Source organism: Rhodanobacter soli (genome assembly GCF_040548735.1).
In the GTDB taxonomy this organism is placed as follows: domain Bacteria; phylum Pseudomonadota; class Gammaproteobacteria; order Xanthomonadales; family Rhodanobacteraceae; genus Rhodanobacter; species Rhodanobacter soli_A.
The window spans coordinates 1,779,647-1,801,898 of sequence record NZ_JBEPSD010000001.1 but is presented as its reverse complement, the minus strand read 5'-3'; the positions used below and the strand labels follow the sequence as shown (position 1 = coordinate 1,801,898).

Genomic DNA, 22,252 nt, shown 5'->3' with positions numbered 1-22,252 from the left:
GTCTTGCGCTTCACCTGTCTCGCGGCCTCTCCCGCAGGGGGCCGGGCGTCAGCCGAGCACGATGCGCAGCCGGTGCGTCCCGCCGTCATCGGCCAGCGGCACGTCCTCGTCGGCGGCCAGCGTTTGGCCGTCCAATTCGGTCTGTGCCACGCCGCGGCAGACCCGATGCGGGTTCTCCACCTCGATCTCGTAGCAGGTGACGCGCTGTCCGCTGCGGTGGCGGTAGCTGAGCCGGAAGCCCGGCCAGTCCTTCGGAATGCACGGCTCGATGCGCAGCCGGTCGCCGCGCAGCCGGAAGCCGAGCACGGCCTCCAGTCCGGCGCGGTACAGCCACGCGGCGGAGCCGGTGTACCAGGTCCAGCCGCCGCGGCCGATGTGCGGCGCGACGGAGTAGATATCGGCGCAGGCAACATAGGGTTCGACCTTGTAGCGCTCCACCGCGGCGGGGCTGTCGGCGTGGCGGATCGGATTGAGCAGGTCGAACAGGCCGCCGGCGCGGTCGCCGTCGCCAAGGCCGGCCCAGGCGAAGATCGACCACACCGCACCGTGCGTGTATTGGCCGCCGTTCTCGCGCACGCCGGGCGGGTAGCCCTTGATGTAGCCGGGGTTCTCCCGGCTGTGGTCGAACGGCGGGGTGAACAGGCAGTGGATCCGGTTCGGGTGATCGACCAGCAGGCGGTCGACCGCGGCCATGGCCTGCGTGGCGTGTTCGCGGTCGCTGCTGCCGGCCAGCACGCTCCAGGATTGTGCGATGGTGTCGATGCGGCATTCGTCGCTTTCGTGCGAGCCGAGTGGCGCGCCGTCGTCGTAGTAGCCTCGGCGATACCATTGGCCGTCCCACGCGCGTTCCAGCGCGGCACGCAGATCGTCGGCATGGCCGCGCCAGCGCTGCGCGCGCGCGTTCTCGCCGCGTCGTTCGGCGTACGGCGCCAGCGCGGCGATCGTGGCGAGCAGGAACCAGCCCAGCCAGCTGCTCTCGCCGCGACCTCCGGCGCCGACCGCGTTCATGCCGTCGTTCCAGTCGCCGGTGCCGATCAGCGGCAAGCCGTGCGCGCCGCGGGCGAGGCTGCTGTCGATCGCGAGCGCGCAATGCTCGTACACGCTGGCTAGCCGGTCGGAGAATCCGGGTTGGAAGAACGTGTCGGTGGCGCCGTCGGGAATCGGCTGGCCGGCGAGGAACGGCAGCACCTCGTCCAGCACGGCCGCGTCGCCGCTCACCTCGACGTAATGCATGGCCACGTACGCCAGCCACAGGCGGTCGTCGCTGACCTTGGTGCGGATGCCCTGACCGCCCGGCGGCAGCCACCAGTGCTGCACGTCGCCTTCGACGAACTGACGGCCGGCGGCACGCAGCAGGTGTTCGCGGGCGAGATCGGGGCGGCTCACGCACAGCGCCATCACGTCCTGCAGCTGGTCGCGGAAACCGTAGGCGCCGCTAGCCTGGTAGTAGGCGGTGCGTGCCCACAGCCGGCAGCTGGCGACCTGGTACAGCAGCCAGTCGTTGAGCAGGATGTCCATCGCGCGATCGGGCGTACGCACCTGCACGGCGTCGAGCAGGCCATTCCATTGCGCGGCGATCTCGACGAGCACGCCATCGATATCGGCCGCGCGATATTTCTCGACCAGCGCCTGCGCCGCGCTGTCGTCGGCGGCCTCGCCGAGCAGGAGCCGCAGGTCGAGTTGCGTGCCCGGCGGTAGTTCGATGCGCACCTGCAGTGCGCCGCAAGGCTCCAGTCCGGCACCGAGGCGGCCGGACAGCGGCGTGCCGTCGCGCAGCGCGAGCGGCTGCGCGACCGTGCCGAGCGGCCCCAGGAATTCATGGCGGTCGCCGGTCATCGAATGCGCGGGCCCGGCCAGGTCGATGAACGCCACGCGGTCGCCGAAGTCGGGCCGCCAGCGGTTGTGCGCGAACAAGGCGCCGGTGCGCTCGTCGCGCGACGTGATCACGAACGGTGCCGGCGTGCTGCCGTTCGCGCCCAGCGCCCATGCGACATAGTGGGTTACCGACAGCCGCCGCGTGCGCGGCGAGCGATTGCACAGGCGCAATCGCGACAGCTTGAGCGGATCGTCCGTCGGCACGCACTGCAGCAGCTCCAGTTCGATGCCGTGTACGTCGTTCTCGAAGCGCGTCCAGCCCTTGCCGTGGGTGGCCGTGTAGTGCGCGCCGGCCACGCGGATCGGCAGCGCGGTGGCGCTCCACAGCACGCCGGTGTCCTCGTCGCGCAGGTACAGCACGTCGTGCGGGCTGTCGCTGACCGGGTCGTTCGGCCACGGCGTCAGCGGATTCTGCTGGCTGTTGAGCGACCACGCATAGCCGCCGCCTTCGGCCGACAGCATGCAGCCAAACGCGGGGTTGGCCATCACGTTCACCCACGGCGCGGGCGTGGGGCGCTGCCCGTCGAGTTCGATCCGGTAAGCGCGGCCGCCATCGACGAAGCCGCCGTGGCCGTTGGCGAACTCCGGCGCATCGGCGCTGGCGGTGACGGCCTCCGCCATGGCGGTCGCGCGGATCGCCGCCGGCGCGGCGAAGGCGGGTGACGATCCGGCCGCGGCCTGCGCCGGCGGCGCCTCGTCCAGCACCACGCGCGCCACCGTCAGCAGGCCGTGGCGCAAATCCTCGCCGATCGCGTCGTCGCGCAACGCGAACAGTTCGGCCTTGGGCAGCTGGTCGTCGGTTTTCAGGCGCGCCTGCTGCGCACTCACCAGCGGATCGAGCGCGGCCTGCCGCACCTCGCCGGCGGCCTGCAGCAGCACCACGTCGACGGCGAATTGCTGGCTGCGCCAATGCTGCTGTGCCTGCAGCACCTCGTTCACGCGCGACAGGTCGTCGGCCTCGCCGAGGCGCAGCAGGATGATCGGCCGGTCGCCGGAGATGCCGGCGGACCACAGCACCGGCGCGCCGCCGTGGCCGCGTGCCAGCACGTCGGGTGCCGCGCGCTGGCACGGATCGTTGTACAGCAGCGCGCTTATCCAGCGGGCGGATCGCGCCGCCTGCGCGGCACCGATGCCGATCTGGGCGCACTCGGCTTCGGCATGTTGGCCCGCGCTGTCGAACAGCCGCGCGGCAGCGCCCGGATCGCCGAGTTGCGTGGTCAGGGCCAAGGCGCCGTCGCGCGAATCGGCCAGTCGCGTCCACAGCAGCAGGGTCACGCTGCTGTCCGGCGCCAGCGTGAAGCGCCGACGCAGGCTGAACACCGGGTCGAGCACGCAGCCGACGGTATTCGACAGCGCGGCGCCCGGCTGCATCGCCTGCGCATGGCGCAGCGTGCGCAGGCGGCCGAGGAAGCGGGCGCGGTCGGTTTCGCATTCGCCGGCATCACCGCCATCCTCCCCGGCGATCTGCAGCGCCTGCGCGGCCCACACTTCGGCCTCGCTGCTGTCGCGCCGCCGCCGCGTGGCCAGCAGCATGTCGCGTGTGGCGTCCCATTCGGTCTGCACGAACATCTTGGAGAACGCCGGGTGCGCGTTGTCGGCGCCGATCGGGCCGAGCACCAGCTCGGCGTACGAAGTCAGCGACAGCATGCGTGTGCGGTCGCCGTGGTTGCTCAAGGTGAGCCGGCGCAGTTCGATGTCGGCTTCCGCGGCCACCGCCACTTCCAGCACGCTGTGCACGCTGTGGTGGCGCCGGCTGAAACGGGCGCGCCCCGCGTCGAACGCGACCGCATCGTCCGGCGTGCGGTTGCCGTACGGCTGCTGGCTGGCCGACCACGTTTCGCCGCCATCCTCGTCGCGCAGCAGCAGGTAGCTGCCCCAGCCGTCGCCGACCGGATCCTCGCGCCAGCGCGTCACGGCCAGGCCGCGCCAGCGGCTGAAGCCGGAGCCGTTCGCACCCAGCATCACGCTGTAGCGACCGTTGGACAGCAGGCAGCGCTGCTCCGCATCGATGCTGCGGGAGGAAGGCGATGACATGGCGACTCCTGTCGACGAAAACCCCAGCGTGCGCCGGGTGAAGCATAGGCGGCGTCAACCCGCGCTTCACCATGCCGCGGAGTAGGATGCATGCGGCATCCATCGGGCGGCGATCCGGCGCCGACGGCGCGGCGACGTATTCCGTGCCCGGGCTGCCCTCACCGCGACAGGCCACGACGAGATCCATGCGTTCCCACCCGCCCAGTCATCCGCTCGAATCCGGCACGCAGCTGCAGCACCTGCAGAACAAGGCGTTCGCCTACTTCCAGTACGAGACGAACCTGCAGAACGGCTTGGTCTCCGACAAGACCGCGCCGGACTGGCCGGCCAGCATCGCCGCGACCGGGCTGGCGCTGAGCTGCTACCCGGTGGCGGTCGAACGCGGCCTGATGAGCCGCCGTACGGCGATCAAGCGCACGCTCGCCGCGCTGCGCTTCTTCCGCGACAGCCCGCAGGGCACCGAACCCGACGCCAGCGGCTACCGCGGCTTCTATTACCACTTCCTCGACATGCAGACCGGCCGGCGCGCATGGCAGTGCGAACTGTCCACGGTGGACAGCGCCTTCCTGTTCGCCGGCATGCTGACCGCCGCCGCGTACTTCGACGACGACACCGCCGAGCAGAAGGAAATCCGCGACACGGCGAACTTCCTCTACCAGCGCGCCGACTGGCCGTGGGCGCAGGCCGCCGACGGCACCATCGGCCACGGCTGGCACCCGGAAAGCGGTTTCATCCCGCATCGCTGGCAGGGCTACGACGAAGGCCTGCTGCTGTACGTGCTGGCGCTCGGCTCGCCCACCCATGCGCTGCCGCCGAGTGCCTATGCGGCCTGGTCGTCCACCTACGAGTGGAAGCGTTGCTACGACATCGACTACCTGTACTGCGGCCCGCTGTTCACCCACCAGCTGTCGCAGGTGTGGATCGACTTTCGCGGCATCCGCGACGCGTTCATGCGCGACAAGGGCATCGACTACTTCGAGAACAGCCGGCGCGCCACTCTGGTCCAGCAGCGCTATGCGACGGACAACCCGCTCGGTTTCACCGGCTATTGCGACCATTGCTGGGGCATCACCGCAAGCGATGGTCCCGGTCCGGCGACACTGAAGATCGACGGCATCGAGCGCCAGTTCCACGACTACGTCGGCCGCGGCGCGCCGTATGGCGTCGACGACGGCACGCTGGCGCCGTGGGCGGTGGTGGCGTCGCTGCCGTTCGCGCCGGAAATCGTGCTGCCGACGGTGCACCACTTCATCCACACGCTGCAGCTGCACGACGCGCATCCCTACGGTTTCAAGGCCAGCTTCAACCAGACCTGGGTCGACAAGCCCGGCCAGCCGCTGGGCGGCTGGGTGTCGCCGTACTGCTTCGGCCTCAACCTCGGCCCGATCGTGCTGATGGTGGAGAACCATCGCAGCGGCATGCTGTGGGAGCTGATGCGCGGCTGCCGCTGGATCGTCGACGGCCTGCGCCGCGCCGGCTTCGACGGCGGCTGGCTGGATGCCGGCAAGCGGCACGCATGAACACGACAACCTTTCCCGTTACGGAGTGAACACGATGGAACTTGGCATGGTGGGTCTCGGGCGCATGGGCGCCAACATGGCGGAGCGCCTGGTGAAAGGCGGCCACAAGGTCAGCGGTTTCGACCCGAACGCGGACGCGCGCAAGGCGGCCGAAGCGAACGGCATCGCGCCGGCGGCCTCGCTGGAAGCGCTGGCCAAGGCGTTGCCGGCGCCGCGCGTACTGTGGCTGATGGTGCCGGCTGGCAAGATCACCGACGACACCGTCAACACCTTGCTGCCGCTGCTGGCCAAGGGCGACACCGTGATCGACGGCGGCAATTCCAACTACAAGGACACGCTGCGCCGCGCGCAGCTGTATGCCGGTCACGGCCTGGGCTACGTCGACTGCGGCACCAGCGGCGGCGTGTGGGGCCTCAAGGAGGGCTACAGCATGATGATCGGCGGCGACGCGAAAACCGTCGAGGCGCTGCGGCCGATCTTCGAGACGCTGGCGCCGGCGAAGGACCAGGGCTGGGGCCGGGTCGGCCCGGCTGGTTCCGGCCATTACACCAAGATGGTCCACAACGGCATCGAGTACGGGATGATGCAGGCCTACGCCGAGGGCTTCTCGATCCTCAAGCACAAGGAGGAGTTCGGCCTCGACCTGCACCAGGTCGGCGAGATCTGGCGCACCGGCAGCGTGGTGCGCTCCTGGCTGCTCGACCTCGCCACCGACGCGCTCGGCAAGAACCCGAACATGGACGGCATCGCGCCCTACGTCGTCGATTCCGGCGAAGGCCGCTGGACCGTGGACGCCGCGCTGGAACTCAACGTCTCCGCTCCGGTGATCACGCTGTCGCTGATGGAACGCTTCCGCTCGCGCGACGACGATTCCTTCGCCGACAAGCTGTTGTCGTCGCTGCGCAACGAGTTTGGCGGGCATGCGATCAAGAAGGAGTAATCGGAGCTGCGCGCGGATGCCTCGATGCTCTTGTAGGAACCCGCTTGCGGGCGATGCTTCTGTTGCGGCTTCAGAGCGAAGAGCTTTCTCTTGTGCGCGTCCAAAAGAGATGTAACCAAGAAAAAACGACACCCCGCTTGGTGCTTGCCTGGCATCGGGCAACCGCTCCTGTGTTGCCTCAACTCCGGCATCCATGCCGATGCCGCGCTACGCGGCCTGTCGACCACGATTCACCGCCGCACAGGGGTCCCGGGTAGAGCCGCGGGCCATCCTGGCCCGCATTCGGTATGCAACCGTTGCGCGGCTGCGAGAGTTAGAGAGCCAAGGTGCCCAACACTCAATCGAGAATGTTGTCTTGCGCTGCTACGAGGGTCTGCTATCGGCCAAGAGAGCCGGTCGCGCACGGACGATTGCGACCGCGGGATGGGTTTGTTGCAAGAATCCGGATCCGGTAAAAACAACCCCCGTTTGCCGGGGGTTGTTCTGGAACGGCTACGGGTGCTGCGTCCTCAGGATTGCCGTTGCTCGCGCCGGCGCAGCTTGATGAAGCCGCCGATCAACAGCACGCCCAAGCCGAACATGCCGAGCGCAGCCGGTTCGGGAACTGCAGCTACAAGTGTAAAGCTCTGGTCGGCCCCCGTTCCCCACGTCCATGTATACGTGCCGGGCGTCACGCCGAGACTGGCGAAGTTTGCGTTGTAATAGGTTGAGGTGCCCAACAGGGCGTCCTCGGAAACGTAGCCGGAAGGCACCCAAAGGTTCGTAATACCGTAATATGAGGAAGAGCCGATGATTCCGACCGTGTCACCGGTATTGACGTCGCCACCCACAATGGTGCCGCTCCCGAAACTCGTGGGTCCCACGAAACCGGTGTAGGTGTCAAGAGCTACATTCGATTGCGACCCAGTCATCGCAAACCCGGAGGATGGCCACAGGGTGGCTCCTCCCGTGAAAGTTCCGTACTCAAATGTCAGGCCGGCCAGCTCAATGGCCCCGCTGCCTGTGGCGACTACATTCGTTCCTTGCTGTACAAGCTTGACGACATACGGCGTTGCATTCGCTGCGCAGGGTGTCAACGCGATGGCCGTCAGCAACGCAAGGCTTGGCGACACAAACCGCTTCAAAGACACGGTCAAGAAATTGCTCATTGGATTTTCTCCTGAGAGTAGGCGTCCCCTACGAGCAGCTCCGGAGCATTTTTCGCGCCATTGTGTTAATCGCCGATTATTCAACTGGTTGCTATTTCACCCATCTTCCAGATAGCTGAAAAGTGTAAAATATTTCAACACGTTTCAGAGTCGTAGACCCACTCGCAGATAGACCACTGCCTTGTTGCGCGTCAGTTCAATTCTGGCCGGTCGGCCGCAACTGCCGGTATCCATCACAAAAGTTAATAGCGTCTCGACGCTTCGCACGGGGTTCGGCCATGGGCTGAACGCTGTCGACTGGCCGGTTTTGGGTCGACGTGCGACGCCGAGGTACGATCCGAGGGGCTACAACAACTCCCCCTGCGGCGGCGCGTAACTCAACCTCCCATCCACGATCCGCGCCGGCGACGTATACGGATGCACCGTCGTGTGCGTGGCATCGACGATGTGGATCACCTCGATCCCGCGCAGTTTCAACACGTCGGCAATGATCGAGCGGTGGCAGCGCCACCACACCGCTTCGGCGCACATCAGCGCGGTGCGCTTGCTGGCGGCCAGCTCCAGCAACTCGGCGAGGCCTTCGGCGAATTCCACGGTGGCGGTGTAATCGGCGTAGCCCTGGAACGAGGCGTTGCGCCATGCGGTGTTCGGCGAACCCGGTTGCACCTTGCGGCGGCCGCCGAGCTTGGGGATCCATTGGTAGGCGATGCCGTGCGCGGGCAGCGTGACGGCCAGCGCGTCGCTGGCGAAATGCGGGTAACGACGCGAGCCGGGGAAGCGCCGCACGTCGGCGATCGCCTCGATGCGGTACTCGGCGAGCAGGTCGAGGAACTCCTCCAGCGCGCGGGTCGAGTGGCCGATGGTCCAGATCGTGGCGGGAGCGTCGGGCATCTCAGTCGATCTTGTGCAGCGCGGCGCCCTTGTGCATGGCGACATGGTCGGTCTTGTCGCTCTTGATCTCGTACTGCGGATCGGCCTCGCTGCAGTGGCGCGTGTGGCCTTTGTAGTCCGTGTCGCGCGTATGCACCTTGATGATCTTGCCGGTCACGTGGCCGGCTTCCGAATTCCAGCGCACGTGATCGCCGACCTTGAAGGGGTGGCTCATGGTGGCTCCTGTGTTGGCAAGCATGGATGCCAATTGAAACAGGTCATGTGTTCAGATCAGGTGGACCCGGATGGGTCGAACAGGTGCGATGGTCGACCCAACCCATCGTTCCAAGTCACTCTGTGCGAATCGCGACCACGGGCGGCACCTTGGCGGCATAGCGTGCCGGCCCCCATACGGCCAGCTGACCGAGCAGCCACAACAGCAGCGCACCCAGTAGTGGCACGTAGAGCGGCATGTGCGGCAGTGGATAGAAGACTTTCATCAAGCCGAGATTCGTCAAGACCGCAAGCAAGACCCCAAGCACGATGCCACCGCCGACGATCAGGAAATTCTCGGCATGGAAGTAGCGCAGAATGTCGCCGGTTGTTGCGCCGAGCGAACGGCGGATACCGATCTGCTTGCGTCTCTGGCTGACCCAGAAACTGCTCAGCCCGACAATGCCGCCTGCGGTAGCCAACAGCAGCAACCCGCTGATGATGCCCATCAGCATGGCCAGGCTATGGTCGGTGGCATAGGCACGTTCACGTGCCTGGGCCATGGTGACGACGCCGTCCTTAGGGTCGAGGATGCGTACGCCACCACGCGCCTGCAGCGCCTTCAGTGCGGCGGCAATCACCGGCTTCATGTCGGTAGCGTCGGCACGCAGCAGATACCACACGCCGTCGGGGTCGACGTAATGCGCGGGGACCAGCACGCTATCGCCATCGGAGGATCGGGTTATGCTGATGGGCCCCTGCAGGCTGGCGAGAATACCCACGATGCGGGTAGGCCCGCCCGGGAAGTAAACCGTCTTGCCCAGGGCTGATTCATCGGGAAACAGCTTGTCGGCCAAGCTGCGCGTGATGATGATGCCAGGCGGGGAGATCTTGTCGTTGGGGCCGAAGGTGGTGATTTCATCCGGTCGAAAATTGCGTCCTTCCACCAGCGATATGCCCAGCGTATTGATCGTGTGTTCGTCGGCCGCATAGATCATGGCGAAAGGCCCGCGCGCCTTCTGGTCCGGCTTGAGCTTCGGCCTTACGGATATGTAGCTGCCATCGCCTGCCAGTGGATACCCGTAACTGGAAAATGCATCTCGCACGCCCGGCACGCGCCGCAGGGTATCGAGGTCAGTACGGATGTTCGCGTCGATCTGGGTGGCATTCTGACCGATCGTCCAGCCGTTGCGGATAACGAAAATATGGGCTTCGTCCGTCCCGGTGGGGCGAGACAGATGGACGATGCGCGTCGCCACGATAAAGAGTGCGTTGGATGTCACCGCCAGCGTCAGCGCCACCTGCAGCACGATGAGCGCGGTGGCCACCTTGTGCCGGCCCAGTGCAGCCATGATGGGGCGCAGCTGCATCAATGCCCTGGTCAATGCCATGACGGGAACCTCAATGGTTGATCTTGATTTGCCAGGCGGGCTGGGTCTGCGCTGCTCGCCATGTGGGGTACAGGGCGGAAACCACTGTGGCAGCCACCGCCAACAGCACGGTCAGTGCGATCAGTGAGGCATCAGCGTGTACGAGGCGCGCAATCTTTGGCTCGAAAAGTCTCCCCACGCCCCACAGGCCAAGCAGCGTCAGCGCCACACCGACCAGGCCGCCGACGAAGCCCATGGTGGCCCCTTCGATCAGGAACTGCCGGTAGATGGCGGCTCGCGATGCGCCAAGTGCGCGGCGAATGCCGATCTCCGGTGCCCGCCGCATGAAGCGGGCGAGCATGAGCCCGATCACGTTGACCAGCACAATCAGCAGAAAGCTGGCAGAGACCAGCATGGACAAGCTCGATGTCCTGGGTGTGACCTCCAGGTACGTCATTCAGTCCGTCAGGTTGCGCAGGCGTATGTTGGGCGCCCACGAGAATCGCCCGAGGCGTTGCTGCTCCCCGGCATAGTGGCGCAGGTATTCGCGGTAGCGATCCGCGTCGGCAGACGTTGCAAGCTCCACCCAGGCGTCGATCCAAGCGCATTCACTGGTCAGGCGGGCATCCCAGCGGGAGGTATCGTAGACCCCCGACTCCGTAGGGCAGCCGCTATAGGTTGTGCTGTCCTTCTGCATGGCGATCCCGCGGGTGAACGGGATATAGATATCCCCCGCGTCATCGAATCCGGTGTTGTCAGAAGTGCCGAGATCAAAGAAGCGTGGCTTGGGGTTCCAGTCCTCCAGCACGCCGGCGATCCTGAAGATATGGCCATCCAGACGAATTGCCTGCCCGACACTGTTTTGGCCGCCAAACAGCTTGTCGTTCAAGCGTCGACTGATGACCACCACGGTGGCGCGCTGCACATCGTCATTCGCGGTCCATCCGCCACCAAAGCGAAAAGGCACATCGAACATGGCGAAGAAATCGGCGGTCACCGCATCGCCACTCATCGACATGGTAGGCGTCGATCCATCATCTGATTCCACCTGCCATGTTGCGGGATAGAGCAACGTTTGCCGGCTGGCCTTGTGGCTCTGCCACAGCGCCATCGCATCGACGTAACTCAGCGTAGGAGGTGGTTCGTTCTGCCAGATGTGGGACGGGCCAAAGTTGTCGACCTGCGGCACGTAAAGCCGCGCGGACTTGGCGGGGAGCGGATCACTCGTGGTCGCACGGAACACGGCATAGGACACCATGCAGGCCGCCACCCCGAACGCCAGCAGCACGATCACCAGCGCCGTCAAAGCCTTGCTTCGTCCACTGCTTCGCAGCGCCAACGCAACGTAATACCCCCACATGAGGCCCCCTATGGCGTCACCCGAATAGTCGACAAATGTTCAGATCTGTCGATCCAAACAATACCTGACCTCATACCGGCTCAATACGTTGACCGATGGTGCAGGGTATATCCACCACGGCGTTGCCGCGTTGCCTGTCGAACGGATCGAGGCGCCAAGTTTCATCACCTGCCATCCGCGGTGATAAAAGTCGTCGTTATGGGGTTGCCGAGTTTGGCGGCTGCGTGCGTTCAGCCGAGCCGCAGCAACTTTCTTACCGCTGGCAGATTGCGCCGGCTGATCTCGGGGCTGAGTTCGCTGCCGTCGAGGCGGGCCAGTACGCGGCCGTCGGCGAGGGTCTTGAGGCCGAGCAGGCGCGGCGGGGGGACGAGGCAGTTGCGGTGCAGGCGGATCAGTTGGTCGGGGTAGGTCTCTTCCAGCTGGCGCAGGGATTCCTCGATCAGCAGTTCGCCGCGGCGGTGTTGCACCACCACGTACTTCTCGTCGGCGAGCAGGCAGATCACTTCGTCCAGTGCGATGCGCACCTGTTCGCCGCGCAGGCGGCCGTGCAGGTACGCGACCGGTTCGCGCGGGGCATCGGCGAGGCGGCGTCGCGCGCGTTGCAGCGCATCGCGCAGGCGTTCGAGCCGTACCGGTTTCAACAGGTAATCGGCCGCGCCGAGCTCGAACGCCACCAGTGCATGCGCTTCGTAGGCGGTGCAGAAGATCACCTGCGGCCGCGCGCGGCCGGCCAGGCGCTGCGCCAGCGCCACGCCGTCGATGCCGGGCATGTTGATGTCGAGCAGCAAGGCGTCCGGCTGCAGTTCGCCGAGCGCGGCGAGTGCGGCTTCACCATCGCCGACGTTGCCGATGACCTCCACGTCGGCACATTCGCCAAGCAGCGCGGCCATGCGCGCGCGCGCCAGCGGCTCGTCGTCGACGATCAGCACGCGCATCAGGCGGATCCTCCCGGCAACTGCAGCAGCACCACGAAGCGGTCGCCCTGCGCGCCGGCCTGCACCTTCGCCAGCGGACCGTAGCGATAGGCGACACGCTGGCGCACGCTGTGCAGGCCATGCCCGTTGCCGGCGGCGGGCGGGGTGGCCGGCAGCGGGTTGATGATCTCGATGCGCACGCCACCGCCGTCGCGCTGGCCGCGCAGGATCACCTCGCCGCCTTCGCGCAGCGGCTGGACGCCGTGGCGCACCGCGTTCTCCACCAGCGGCTGCAGCAGCAGGCGCGGCAGCGGGAAATCGGCGGGCAGGTCGTGCAGGTCGCGGCGCAGGCGCAGGCGCGCGCCCAGGCGCAACTGCTCGATCGCCAGGTAGCGTTCGACCAGCGCAAGCTCCTCGCCCAGCGTACCGTCGTCGGTGTCGTGCTGGCCCAGGGCGGCGCGGAACAGTTCGGAGAGGTCCTCCACCGTGCGTTCCGCGGCGTCGGGATCGACCCGGATCAGCGCCGCCACGGTATTCATGCTGTTGAACAGGAAGTGCGGGCGGATGCGCGCCTGCAACGCCTCGACCTGGGCGCGGGTGACTGCCGCCAGCCGTGCCTGCCACTGCGCCAGCACGTAGAAATAGCGCAGCATGGCGGCGCCGAGCAGGGCAGCGATCAGCACGTTGTCACGCACGAACACGGGCAGGCTGCTGCGCACCAGATGCATCTGCAAGGCGCCGTCGAACCAGTGCGCCACGGCGCTGGCGACCAGCACCAGCAGCAGGATCAGCAGCCACACGCCGACATACGGCAGGTGACCCGGCAGGCGTTGCAGCCATGGCCGCAGCATGCACAGCGTCACCGCCACCACCATTCCCAGCAAGGTCACGAACAGCATGCCGACGCTGTAGGCGGACCAGTCGCGCGGGTCGTCCCGTGCCAGCCACATCATGGTCACCGTCAGCGCGCCCACCACGAGCAGCGCGAACAGCGCGGGCAGCCGACAGAAGTCCGGCAGCGGGCTGTGTTCAGTGCGGCCGCGCGGGCTGCGGCGGGGCGTGGGTTCGCGCATGCCGGCAAGTATGCCGCAGCGCGGTCGCGCTTACGCCAGTCGTCGGCCCAGCCAGTGACGCAGGTCGCCGATCTCCTCGGCGCAGACCGCGTGGGCCATCGGGTAGGTGTGCCAGTCCACCGCATGACCCAGCGCCTGCAGCGCATCGCGCGAGTCGATACCACGCTGCAGCACCACCACCGGATCGGCGCTGCCGTGGCCCCAGAAGATCGGCGTGGCCGCATTCGCGGCGCTGCGTTCGGCGGCGAGCGTGGCGGCGATGGGCAGGTAGGTCGACAGCGCAATGATGCCGGCCAGCTTTTCCGCGTGGCGCAGGCCTGCGGATAGCGCGATCGCGCCGCCCTGCGAGAAGCCGGCGAGGAAGATCCGCTCGCTCGGCACGCCGCGCTCGTGTTCGCGCGCGATCAGCGCCTCGGTGGCGGCGATCGACGCGCGGATGCCGGCTTCGTCCTGCCGCGCGTGCGCGTCGAAGCCGATGATGTCGTACCACGCGCGCATCGACATGCCGTTGTTGATCGTCACCGGCCGCACCGGCGCATGCGGAAACACGAAACGCAACGCCGGCCACGCCGGGTCCACCAGCTCCGGCACGATCGGCGCGAAGTCGTTGCCGTCCGCGCCGAGGCCGTGCAGCCAGAGGATGCTGTAACGCGGGTGGGCGGCGGTTTCGTGTTCGACGGTGGGCAGGGTCATGCGGTACTCGGTGGAATCAGGGAGCGCTGATGATAGTGGCGACGGCACCCGGCTGTAGCGGGCTGTCCAGCGCAACCAGTTGCTCCGATGGAAGCTGGATGCCTGGTTGGGCGGCTTCGGCGTCGGCAGCGGCAGTTTCCTTGCGCACGGCTTCACGCAAGATTTTGACTTGCTCCGGAGTGAGTATTTGATCTCTCAAAGTGAAATTGATCGGTATGCGCACTTGCGTCGCTATCGGCTGACCGTCGGCCTGTTCCGGAATGAAATGCCAGGTCCTGGCGATCTTCAGTGCGGCATTCTTGAATGACGCCGACACCGGCCATTCCGCAAATCGGTCGCTCACCGTCATGTCGGCCAGGCGGCCGTCGGGTTGCACGGTAGCGTTGAGGATAACGAATGCAGCCTGACGCTTGTGCACCGCCTCCCGGGGATATGGGGGTTGCCTGCCGGCCCTATCGAATTTGGGGCCGTTGCCGGCGAAGCGGATGTGCAAGTCGTATTGGCCGCTCGCGTTCGGCAACGCCTGCAACTTGGCGTAGATGAACGTGTGTGCGGATACCGGTTGGCCATTGCGTGTGGCCGGTACGAATTGCCATTGCTTCACCGCGGAAGTCAGTACTGCGGCGATCGATGCTGGTACGTTCTGCTCGACTTGGATAGCGGTGACATGTCCTGTGGTATCTACATCGGCGCCGATCGCGTAAGCCTGTTCGCGCGACTCGGCTGCCCGGGCCGCCAAGGAACCGGTCAACAGAAGCATGCCTGCACAAAGCATGACGTTTTTCATCGCAACACCCTCCCTAGTGAACGCCGGTGCCCCCGCACCGCGCGAGCGAGCATCATGCCGCAGGGGCGGCGCACTGGGTAGCCCGCGCACCGTCACTGCATTTACGGCATGACGTCCAACCCCAGCTCGTGCGCGAAGAAGGTCAGCCCAATCGCGGTGTCGCCGACGCGTTGGCTGAACGGGGCGCCGACGCCGTGGCCGGCGTTCATGCGGGTCAGCAGCAGGATCGGCCGCGTCGACGCGCTGGCGTTCTGCAGCGCGGCGGCGAACTTGCGCGATTGCCACGGTGCCACCCGCGGATCGTTTTCGCCGGTGGTGAGCAGCACCGCCGGGTAGGCGGTGTTCGCCTGCACGTGCTGCAGCGGCGAGTAGGCCAGGGTGGCCTTGAACTGCGCCGGGTCCGCGATGCTGCCGTATTCGGGGATGTTGTACGGGCCGTTGGCGAAGTCGGTCTCGTGGCGCAGCATGTCGTAGATGCCGACGCGCGCCACCACCGCGCGGTAGTCGCCGGGGTGCTGCACGATCTGCGTGCCCATCAGCAGGCCGCCATTGCTGCCGCCGAGGATGCCCAGGTGCGCGCGGTCGGTCCAGCGTGCGTCGATCAGCGCCAGCGCGGCGGCGTGGAAGTCGTCGAACACGTTCTGCTTGTCGAGCTTTTGTCCTTGCGCATGCCACTGCTGGCCGTTCTCGTTGCCGCCGCGGATGTTGGCGTAGGCGAGCACGCCGCCGTGTTCCAGCCACGCCAGGTTGGAACCGATGAAGCCCGGCTTGATCGGGATGTCGAAACCGCCGTAGCTGTACAGGATGGTGGGCCGCGCGCCGTTCGGGGTGGTGCCCGGCAGCGACAGCACGGTCACCGGAATCTTGGTGCCGTCCTTCGAGGTACCGTCGATGCGCTGCACGACGACTTTCGAATAGTCGGCCGCGGGCTTCACCTCGAACACGGTTTTCAGGCTGCCGCTGCGGCCGTCGTATTCGGCCCAGCGCGCGGGCGTGGTCCAGCCGCTGTAGCTGATCAGCGCCTTGTCCTGGCCGGATTCGGAAGCGATCTCGCCGATGCCGATGCCGTGTTCCGGCAGCGGCAGCCGGCGCACGAACTTCGCGTCGGCGCCGTACTGCTCGACCCACCAGTTCGGGCCCCAACTGCGCACCACCAGGAAGCCGTCGCCGAGCGGGGCGATCTGCTGGATCGCACCCTCGCGCTCGGCCAGCACCGGCACGGCCTTGCCGTCGTCGCCAATGGCCACGATCCGGCCGCGCGGCGCGTCCCGGAATGACGCGACAAACAGACGTCCATTCACCCATGCAGCCGTGCGCACGTTCGCGCCGCGGTCGAGCGCGCGCCGGAAGCTTCCGCCGCGCTGCAGGAAAACCTCGGCCGGGCCGCCGTCGCCGTCGTAGGCGAGCACCGCGGCCTGCGCCGTGGCCGGCGCGTTCACCAGCACGTATTCGGCGGTCTTCGAGTAGCCCTTGCCGAACACCACGGTATCCGCGGTGGCGGCCTGGCCCAGCGCGTGGTGCACCAAGGTGGCGTGGAACTGCTCCACCGCCTGGCCGACGGCCGGCGGCGCGAAGCGCACGTAGCTGAAGCCGCGCTCGTCGGCATCCCAGGCCAGGCCCTGCGGCGTGGTGCCGCCGCCGGCCCAGGGCAGGGTGTCGGGCAGGGTCTTGCCGCTGTGCACGTCGAGCACGCGGATGGTGGTCAGCTCGCTGCCGCCCTCGGCGGTGCCGTAGGCAAGGTAGCGCCCATGCGGCGACGGCCAGTAGGCGGTGATCGCGGTGCCGTCGTTGCCGGCGTTCGGATCCACCAGCACTTTCGCCGCACCGTCAGGCCACGCCTGCGCGATCAGCACCGGCTGCGGCTGCGGCGGGGTCTGCTGCAGGTAAAACAGCGTGCCGCCGGCCAGCGTCGGGTCGGAGCGCGTGGTCGAGGTGATCGCAAGTTGCTGCACTCGCGCGGTGAGCACCTTGCCTTGCGGCATCGCCGCCAAAGCGGCTTCGGTGTACGCGTTCTGCGCGGCGGTCCACTGCCGCACCGCCGGGTCGGCCGGATCCTCCAGCCAGCGGTACGGGTCGGCCACGCTGACGCCGTGGAACTCGCTGGATGCAGGATGCCGCGGCGTGGGCGGCGGCAGCGGCTGCGGCTCGCCGATCAGCGCGACTTCGCGCGGCGGCTTCGACGAGGAGTCCACCGGCGGCAGCTGGGCCGCGGCGGCGCTGCCGGCGGCGAGCAGCAGGGTGGCTATGAGGGGAGCGAGGCGCATGGTGGGGATTCCATGGGGAAGACGTAGAAGCAAGGAGAGTAGCAACGCGCCGCCGCCATTGCAGCCGTCGACCTCTGACTTTGGGCAGGGGCACCCGCGTGCCAGCGGCATGCTCGGTTATGCTGGTCTTTTTGCCCGGGGAAGAATCCATGCGCCGATTGCTGCTTGCCGCCCTCGTAGCCTTCACCGCCGCGCCGGCTGTCGCCGCGTCGGCATCGACGCCACTCGACCTGGAAACCGTGATGGCCAACCCCGACTGGATCGGCCAGGCGGTGGAATCGCCGTATTGGAGCGTGGACGGGCGCAGCGTGTACTACTCGCTGAAGCGCGACGGCAGCCCGCTGCGTGACCTGTACCGGGTCGACCCGGCAACGGGGCAGAGCGTGAAGCTCGACCCGGCCGCGCTGGCGCAGGCCGACGGCCCGGCGGTATTCGACCGCGCACACAAGCATGCCGCCTTCATCCTGCACGGCGACGTGTTCGTGGTGGACCTGGCCAGCGGCCGGCGCAGCCAGGTCACGCGCACGCCACAGGACGAATCTGCGCCGCGCTTTTCCGCCGACGGCCGCGCCCTGCAGTTCCGCGACGGCAACGATTGGTACAGCCATGACCTGGCCAGCGGCGTCACTGCGCCCGTGGCGGTACTGAAGTTCGCCGACGATCCGCAGGCGAAGCAGCCGGACGCGCTGGGCGAGCGGCAGCTGGAGCTGTTCAAGACGCTGCGCCAGATCAAGGCCGACAGGCAGGCCCGGCGCGACGAGGACAAGGCGCTGGCCGCCGCCGATCCGGGTCGCGCGCCGCTGCCGTTCTTCCTCGGCGACAAGATCACCCCGGTCGACAGCGAACTATCGCCGGACGGCCGCTGGCTGCTGCTGGTCACCGCGCCGAAAGGCCACGAGGAGGGCAAGGCGCCGGAAGTCACCCATTACGTCACCGACTCCGGCTACGCCGAGCAGAAGGAGACCCGCGTGTACGTGGGCCGCAAGGACCCGGCGCCGCAATCGCTGCTGCTGCTCGACCTGGCCAATCGCCAGTCGTACCCGCTGGCCGCCGACACGCTGCCCGGCATCAAGGACGATCCGCTGAAGGAGCTGCGCGCGCGCGCCGTCGCCGCGCTGCAGAAGGCCGGCAAGGCCGACCAGGCCAAGGCGCTGAAGGCGCCCGAACAGCGCGCCGTGCGCATCATCTCCAGCGCCGATGACGGCGGTGGCGGCGGCATTGTGTGGAGCGACGACGGCCGCAACCTCGCCATCCAGTTGCGCGCGATCGACAACAAGGATCGCTGGATCGCCAGCGTGGACTTCACGAAGCACGCGCTGGTCAACCAGCAGCGGCTCACCGACCACGCCTGGATCAACTGGAACTTCAACGATTTCGGCTGGCTCAAGGATGGCCGCACGCTGTGGTACCTGAGCGAGCAGACCGGCTGGTCGCAGCTCTACGTCAAGCCGCTCGACGGCAAGGCGAAGGCGCTGACCGCCGGCAAGTTCGAGGTGAGCCACCCGCAGCTCAGCGAGGACGGCCAGTGGTTCTACCTGCGCACGAACCAGGTGGCGCCGTACAGCTACGACGTCTATCGCGTGCCGTCCGCCGGCGGCGAGCTGGCGCGCGTGACGAACTACCAGGGCATGGACGACTTCGCCCTGTCGCCCGATGGCACGCGACTCGCCGTGCTGCATTCCTCGCCGTACGTGCTGCCGCAGTTGGCCGTCCAGCCGTCCGCCGGCGGCACGCCGCGCGAGCTGACCAATACCATGAAGGCCGCGTTCAGCGCGCGCGACTGGATCGCACCGAAGATCGTCGAGGTGAAGTCCAGCCACGGCGCCGGCAGCATCTGGGCGAAGTACTACGGCCCGGCGGGCGAGGATTCGTCGCCGAAGCCGGCGGTGATCTTCGTGCACGGCGCCGGCTACCTGCAGAACGTCACGCTGTCGTGGTCGAACTACTTCCGCGAGCAGCTGTTCCACAACCTGCTGGTGCAGCAGGGTTACGTGGTGCTGGACATGGACTACCGCGCCTCCGAGGGCTACGGCCGCGACTGGCGCACCGCGATCTACCGCCAGATGGGCCACCCGGAACTGGAGGACCTGCTCGACGGCAAGGCGTGGCTGGTGAAGCACCACCACGTCGATCCGCAGCGCGTGGGCATCTACGGCGGCAGCTACGGCGGCTTCATGACCGAGATGGCACTGCTGCGCGCGCCGGGCCAATTCGCGGCCGGCGCCGCGTTGCGCCCGGTCAGCGACTGGACGCTGTACAACCACGAATACACCTCGGACATCCTCAACGACCCGCAGCTCGATCCGGAAGCCTATGCGGCCAGTTCGCCGATCGAATACGCGGAAAAACTGCAGGACCCGCTGCTGATCCAGCACGGCCTGATCGACGACAACGTGCTCGCCGAGGACTCGATCCGCCTGTACCAGCGCTTCATCGAACTGCACAAGAAGAACTTCTGGATGTCGCTGTACCCGCTGGAACGCCACGGCTTCGTGCACGCCGATTCGTGGTACGACGAGTACCGCCGCATCGACGAGCTGTTCGAGACGTACGTGAAGCCGGTGAAGGAAGCCACGACGCACTGACTCGCGCGCCATCGACGCCCGTGCAGGCACACACTGTTGCTCCTGCACGCGGTCGCCCGGGAACAAATCGACTGGATGGTTGCCTTGACGGTTCGCACGGCATAGCCTTCGCACACCGCTGCGTTTCGGCCCAGTCACACGGAATGTGGAGTGCGCATGGAAATTACCCCTGGTCAGGATTTCGTGTTCGCGGCCACCGTGGCGCTTCCGCTTCCTGCCGTTGCCTGGTTGGCCGGCGATCCACTGTTCGCGGGCGCCTGGTATTACCTCGCCGCTTCTGCCGCGGCGATCGGCTTGGCGGCGGTTATCTGATCAACCAGGGGATCGTCTGCAACACGGTGATGTGATGCGGACCACTTTCCTGGCCGATCCGGTGACGGAGCGGAGCCTGCTATAGCGGCTACGCGCGATGCGGCCTTACGATTCAAAGGGGGAAAACATGCGCAAGTGGCTGTGGGGTTTCGTGGCGTGCTGCCTGCTGCTGGCCGGTTGCGCCAAGCCGTTGCCGCCGGACAGGCTCGCCTATGCGGGGCAGTGGCGTTCGTCGACGATGAGTCTGCTGATCACCGAGAGCGGCAACGTGAACTACAAGCGGGTGGATGGCGGCGTGAGCAAGTCCGTCAACGGTCCGCTGCAGGCGTTCGAGGGCGACAATTTTGTGGTGGGCATCGGCCCGGTCAAGACCACCTTCGTGGTTTCGATGCCGCCGCACGAGGACGGCGGCGCGTGGAAGATGACGGTCGACGGGGTGGAGCTGACCAAGGTGCCGCCGGGCGAGTGAGCCGGCATAAAAAAACGGCCGCAGCGGGATCGGTTCGATCCAGCGCTGCGACCGGGGGACCGGCAGCATGCAAGGTCGCGGTAGGACGACCTTGCAACCTCGAGGGGAGAGAGTTGCTGCCGGGTTACTTGGCGACCAGGGTGCCGGTCATGCCAGGGTGGAACTTGCAGAAGAACGCGAACGAACCGGCCTTGGCCGTGGTGCGCACGGTGGCACCGGGTTTCAGGTCGATGTCGAAGCTGCCGTCGCGGGCGGTGGCGCTGTGTTCGAAGATGTCGTGATTGACCCATTCGATGATGTCACCGGCGCGTACGCCGGTGGGCATCGGACCAAACACCATCTTGTCGAGCACGATCACGTGCACGGTCCGTGCTTGCGTGGTCGCGGACGCCGTGGCCGGGGTGGCCGCGAATGCCGGCGCGAGGCCCCAGCCAAGAATCAGCAAGCCGGCGACCAGAATCGTGCTGCGGAACATGGTGCGCTCCTTACTTCAGGCTGGCAGCCAGGTGCTCGGCGTGCATCTGGTGTTCGTGGAACAGCTTCGATCCGGTTTCCAGCAGCGACTTCAGCTCCGCGTTCTGCGTGGCCGGAATCAGCGTGCCGTCGAGTGCGGCCAGCACGGCCTTGTGGAACGCCACTTCGTTGGCGGCATAGGCCTTGTCGTAGGCGGCGCCGCTGAGCGCGGCCAGCTTGGTCTGTTCGGCGGCGGCGCCCTTGGCCAGCGACTGGCTGGTGGCGTTGTCGGCCGGGGTGACGCCCAGTTTCTTGGCCAGCGCCAGCGCTTGGTCGTTCACGGCGGCGTGGTCGCGCGCCATTTCCTTGGCGAACTCGATCACCGCCTTGTTGTGCGACTTGCTCAGCGCCTGCTTGGCGGCGGTGACGTCGATCGCGCCGGCGGTGTAGGCGATGTGGGCGATCTGTGCGTCGTTGATCGCGGGGGCGGCCGGCGCCTGCTGGGCGTGCACGCTGGCGAGGGAGCCGAGGCCGAGCGCGAGGACGAGGGCGAACAGGGGCTTGTTCATGAGCAGTGTCTCCTTGGAATGGACGAAGGGCGAGCGAAGCTTGCCGGTGCCCATGAGATGCAGCAGCGGCGCACAGGTTCCGGCGAGTGCGCGGAGTGCAGCGGGAACCTCGAACGCGGCGCCTGCGTCGGATCAGCTGTCACCCCAGCGAAACCTCTCCCATGCTCGAACTCGATCAAACCATCGCTTCAACTGCTGCGCCGATGCCGGCCGGCGAAACTCCCCGCCCCACGCGTGCCGAGGCGGAAGCTGCCGTGCGCACGCTGATCCGCTGGGCCGGCGACGAACCCGCGCGCGAAGGCTTGCTGGCCACGCCGGCGCGCGTGGTGCGTGCGTACGAGGAATGGTTCGCCGGCTACCGGCAGGACCCGGCCGGCCTGCTTAGCCGCACCTTCGGCGAAGTCGGCGGCTACGACGAGTTGGTCATCCTGCGCGACATCCCGCTGCAGTCGACCTGCGAACACCATATGGCGGCGATCCGCGGCGTGGTGCATATCGCCTACCTGCCGAACCAGCGCGTGGTCGGCATCTCCAAGCTGGCGCGGCTGGTCGAGGCGTTCGGCCGGCGCCTGCAGATCCAGGAGCGGCTCACCGTGGAGATCGCCGATACCCTGGCCCAGGTGCTGCACCCGCGCGGCGTGGCGGTGATCGTGCAGGCCAGCCACGAATGCCTGTCCTCGCGCGGCGTGCGCCTGCACGGCGTGTCGATGCAGACCCGGCGCCTGCTCGGCGAATTTGCGCAGGAACCGCGCCGCACCGAGATCCTGGCCACGCTGGCCGGCTGACCCGGGAACCTCGGGCCA

20 protein-coding genes are annotated in these 22,252 nt (G+C 67.0%); 6 read left to right on the top strand and 14 right to left on the bottom strand.

From position 1 onward, the window contains the following. Positions 1–48 precede the first annotated feature (48 nt). Entirely contained in the window at positions 49–3,909 is a 3,861-nt protein-coding gene (locus ABIE04_RS08115) for a GH36-type glycosyl hydrolase domain-containing protein (protein WP_354548469.1), read from the bottom strand. Between the two features lie 185 nt (positions 3,910–4,094). On the opposite strand from ABIE04_RS08115, the gene ABIE04_RS08110 reads away from it, so the two are divergent. Together ABIE04_RS08110 and gnd are read left to right on the top strand one after the other, a co-directional pair. Beyond that, complete coding sequence (locus ABIE04_RS08110) at positions 4,095–5,429, top strand: glucoamylase family protein (RefSeq protein WP_354548466.1); 1,335 nt, start codon at positions 4,095–4,097, stop codon at positions 5,427–5,429. 34 nt (positions 5,430–5,463) lie between these two features. Next, positions 5,464–6,369 carry a phosphogluconate dehydrogenase (NAD(+)-dependent, decarboxylating) gene (gnd, locus tag ABIE04_RS08105; RefSeq protein WP_354548464.1) on the top strand — a complete coding sequence of 302 codons (906 nt, stop codon included), beginning with the start codon at positions 5,464–5,466 and terminating at the stop codon, positions 6,367–6,369. 509 nt (positions 6,370–6,878) lie between these two features. On the opposite strand, the gene ABIE04_RS08100 is transcribed toward gnd, so the two are convergent. From ABIE04_RS08100 to ABIE04_RS08050, 11 genes are all read right to left on the bottom strand, one after another. Beyond that, positions 6,879–7,517 carry a PEP-CTERM sorting domain-containing protein gene (locus ABIE04_RS08100; protein WP_354548461.1) on the bottom strand — a complete coding sequence of 213 codons (639 nt, stop codon included), beginning with the start codon at positions 7,515–7,517 and terminating at the stop codon, positions 6,879–6,881. 345 nt (positions 7,518–7,862) lie between these two features. Next, complete coding sequence (locus tag ABIE04_RS08095) at positions 7,863–8,408, bottom strand: DUF488 domain-containing protein (protein WP_354548459.1); 546 nt, start codon at positions 8,406–8,408, stop codon at positions 7,863–7,865. A 1-nt stretch (position 8,409) separates the two neighbouring features. Next, positions 8,410–8,622, bottom strand: a complete 213-nt coding sequence (locus tag ABIE04_RS08090) for a DUF2945 domain-containing protein (protein ID WP_354548457.1) — start codon at positions 8,620–8,622, stop codon at positions 8,410–8,412. 115 nt (positions 8,623–8,737) lie between these two features. After that, complete coding sequence (locus ABIE04_RS08085) at positions 8,738–9,991, bottom strand: ABC transporter permease (RefSeq protein ID WP_354548455.1); 1,254 nt, start codon at positions 9,989–9,991, stop codon at positions 8,738–8,740. 10 nt (positions 9,992–10,001) lie between these two features. Continuing rightward, positions 10,002–10,385, bottom strand: a complete 384-nt coding sequence (locus ABIE04_RS08080; protein ID WP_354549829.1) for an ABC transporter permease — start codon at positions 10,383–10,385, stop codon at positions 10,002–10,004. Between the two features lie 42 nt (positions 10,386–10,427). Next, a complete protein-coding gene (locus ABIE04_RS08075; protein WP_354548453.1) occupies positions 10,428–11,330 on the bottom strand; it encodes an ABC transporter permease in 903 nt (300 codons plus the stop codon). 230 nt (positions 11,331–11,560) lie between these two features. Continuing rightward, the gene (locus ABIE04_RS08070) at positions 11,561–12,265 is read right to left on the bottom strand and encodes a LytR/AlgR family response regulator transcription factor (protein WP_354548451.1); all 705 of its coding nucleotides are present in this window, start codon (positions 12,263–12,265) and stop codon (positions 11,561–11,563) included. After that, entirely contained in the window at positions 12,265–13,317 is a 1,053-nt protein-coding gene (locus tag ABIE04_RS08065) for a sensor histidine kinase (protein WP_354548449.1), read from the bottom strand. Before ABIE04_RS08065 ends, ABIE04_RS08070 begins: the two co-directional genes overlap by 1 nt. Before the next feature lie 30 nt (positions 13,318–13,347). Next, positions 13,348–14,010, bottom strand: a complete 663-nt coding sequence (locus ABIE04_RS08060) for an alpha/beta hydrolase (RefSeq protein WP_354548447.1) — start codon at positions 14,008–14,010, stop codon at positions 13,348–13,350. A 16-nt stretch (positions 14,011–14,026) separates the two neighbouring features. Then, complete coding sequence (locus ABIE04_RS08055) at positions 14,027–14,797, bottom strand: energy transducer TonB (protein WP_354548445.1); 771 nt, start codon at positions 14,795–14,797, stop codon at positions 14,027–14,029. 101 nt (positions 14,798–14,898) lie between these two features. Next, a complete protein-coding gene (locus tag ABIE04_RS08050; protein ID WP_354548443.1) occupies positions 14,899–17,061 on the bottom strand; it encodes a prolyl oligopeptidase family serine peptidase in 2,163 nt (720 codons plus the stop codon). 149 nt (positions 17,062–17,210) lie between these two features. Here ABIE04_RS08050 and ABIE04_RS08045 point away from each other — a divergent pair, with 149 nt between their 5' ends. From ABIE04_RS08045 to ABIE04_RS08035, 3 genes are all read left to right on the top strand, one after another. Continuing rightward, positions 17,211–19,646: a S9 family peptidase gene (locus ABIE04_RS08045; RefSeq protein WP_354548441.1), complete on the top strand. Its 2,436-nt coding sequence runs from the start codon at positions 17,211–17,213 to the stop codon at positions 19,644–19,646. 156 nt (positions 19,647–19,802) lie between these two features. Next, the gene (locus ABIE04_RS08040; protein WP_354548439.1) at positions 19,803–19,958 is read left to right on the top strand and encodes a hypothetical protein; all 156 of its coding nucleotides are present in this window, start codon (positions 19,803–19,805) and stop codon (positions 19,956–19,958) included. A gap of 127 nt (positions 19,959–20,085) precedes the next feature. Next, complete coding sequence (locus ABIE04_RS08035; RefSeq protein ID WP_354548437.1) at positions 20,086–20,427, top strand: hypothetical protein; 342 nt, start codon at positions 20,086–20,088, stop codon at positions 20,425–20,427. 124 nt (positions 20,428–20,551) lie between these two features. On the opposite strand, the gene ABIE04_RS08030 is transcribed toward ABIE04_RS08035, so the two are convergent. After that, positions 20,552–20,902, bottom strand: coding sequence for a cupredoxin domain-containing protein (locus ABIE04_RS08030; protein WP_354548435.1), 351 nt, complete (start codon positions 20,900–20,902; stop codon positions 20,552–20,554). Positions 20,903–20,912: 10 nt separating this feature from the next. Continuing rightward, complete coding sequence (locus tag ABIE04_RS08025) at positions 20,913–21,449, bottom strand: DUF4142 domain-containing protein (protein ID WP_354548433.1); 537 nt, start codon at positions 21,447–21,449, stop codon at positions 20,913–20,915. A gap of 161 nt (positions 21,450–21,610) precedes the next feature. Here ABIE04_RS08025 and folE point away from each other — a divergent pair, with 161 nt between their 5' ends. Continuing rightward, positions 21,611–22,234: a GTP cyclohydrolase I FolE gene (folE, locus tag ABIE04_RS08020; protein WP_354548431.1), complete on the top strand. Its 624-nt coding sequence runs from the start codon at positions 21,611–21,613 to the stop codon at positions 22,232–22,234. Positions 22,235–22,252: the final 18 nt, after the last annotated feature.

Coding starts and splice junctions, on each gene's coding strand:
- ABIE04_RS08115 (WP_354548469.1), bottom strand. CDS start 3,909: ATGTCATCGCCTTCCTCCCGCAGCATCGATGCGGAGCAGCGCTGCCTG.
- ABIE04_RS08110 (WP_354548466.1), top strand. CDS start 4,095: ATGCGTTCCCACCCGCCCAGTCATCCGCTCGAATCCGGCACGCAGCTG.
- gnd (WP_354548464.1), top strand. CDS start 5,464: ATGGAACTTGGCATGGTGGGTCTCGGGCGCATGGGCGCCAACATGGCG.
- ABIE04_RS08100 (WP_354548461.1), bottom strand. CDS start 7,517: ATGAGCAATTTCTTGACCGTGTCTTTGAAGCGGTTTGTGTCGCCAAGC.
- ABIE04_RS08095 (WP_354548459.1), bottom strand. CDS start 8,408: ATGCCCGACGCTCCCGCCACGATCTGGACCATCGGCCACTCGACCCGC.
- ABIE04_RS08090 (WP_354548457.1), bottom strand. CDS start 8,622: ATGAGCCACCCCTTCAAGGTCGGCGATCACGTGCGCTGGAATTCGGAA.
- ABIE04_RS08085 (WP_354548455.1), bottom strand. CDS start 9,991: ATGGCATTGACCAGGGCATTGATGCAGCTGCGCCCCATCATGGCTGCA.
- ABIE04_RS08080 (WP_354549829.1), bottom strand. CDS start 10,385: ATGCTGGTCTCTGCCAGCTTTCTGCTGATTGTGCTGGTCAACGTGATC.
- ABIE04_RS08075 (WP_354548453.1), bottom strand. CDS start 11,330: ATGTGGGGGTATTACGTTGCGTTGGCGCTGCGAAGCAGTGGACGAAGC.
- ABIE04_RS08070 (WP_354548451.1), bottom strand. CDS start 12,265: ATGCGCGTGCTGATCGTCGACGACGAGCCGCTGGCGCGCGCGCGCATG.
- ABIE04_RS08065 (WP_354548449.1), bottom strand. CDS start 13,317: ATGCGCGAACCCACGCCCCGCCGCAGCCCGCGCGGCCGCACTGAACAC.
- ABIE04_RS08060 (WP_354548447.1), bottom strand. CDS start 14,010: ATGACCCTGCCCACCGTCGAACACGAAACCGCCGCCCACCCGCGTTAC.
- ABIE04_RS08055 (WP_354548445.1), bottom strand. CDS start 14,797: ATGAAAAACGTCATGCTTTGTGCAGGCATGCTTCTGTTGACCGGTTCC.
- ABIE04_RS08050 (WP_354548443.1), bottom strand. CDS start 17,061: ATGCGCCTCGCTCCCCTCATAGCCACCCTGCTGCTCGCCGCCGGCAGC.
- ABIE04_RS08045 (WP_354548441.1), top strand. CDS start 17,211: ATGCGCCGATTGCTGCTTGCCGCCCTCGTAGCCTTCACCGCCGCGCCG.
- ABIE04_RS08040 (WP_354548439.1), top strand. CDS start 19,803: ATGGAAATTACCCCTGGTCAGGATTTCGTGTTCGCGGCCACCGTGGCG.
- ABIE04_RS08035 (WP_354548437.1), top strand. CDS start 20,086: ATGCGCAAGTGGCTGTGGGGTTTCGTGGCGTGCTGCCTGCTGCTGGCC.
- ABIE04_RS08030 (WP_354548435.1), bottom strand. CDS start 20,902: ATGTTCCGCAGCACGATTCTGGTCGCCGGCTTGCTGATTCTTGGCTGG.
- ABIE04_RS08025 (WP_354548433.1), bottom strand. CDS start 21,449: ATGAACAAGCCCCTGTTCGCCCTCGTCCTCGCGCTCGGCCTCGGCTCC.
- folE (WP_354548431.1), top strand. CDS start 21,611: ATGCTCGAACTCGATCAAACCATCGCTTCAACTGCTGCGCCGATGCCG.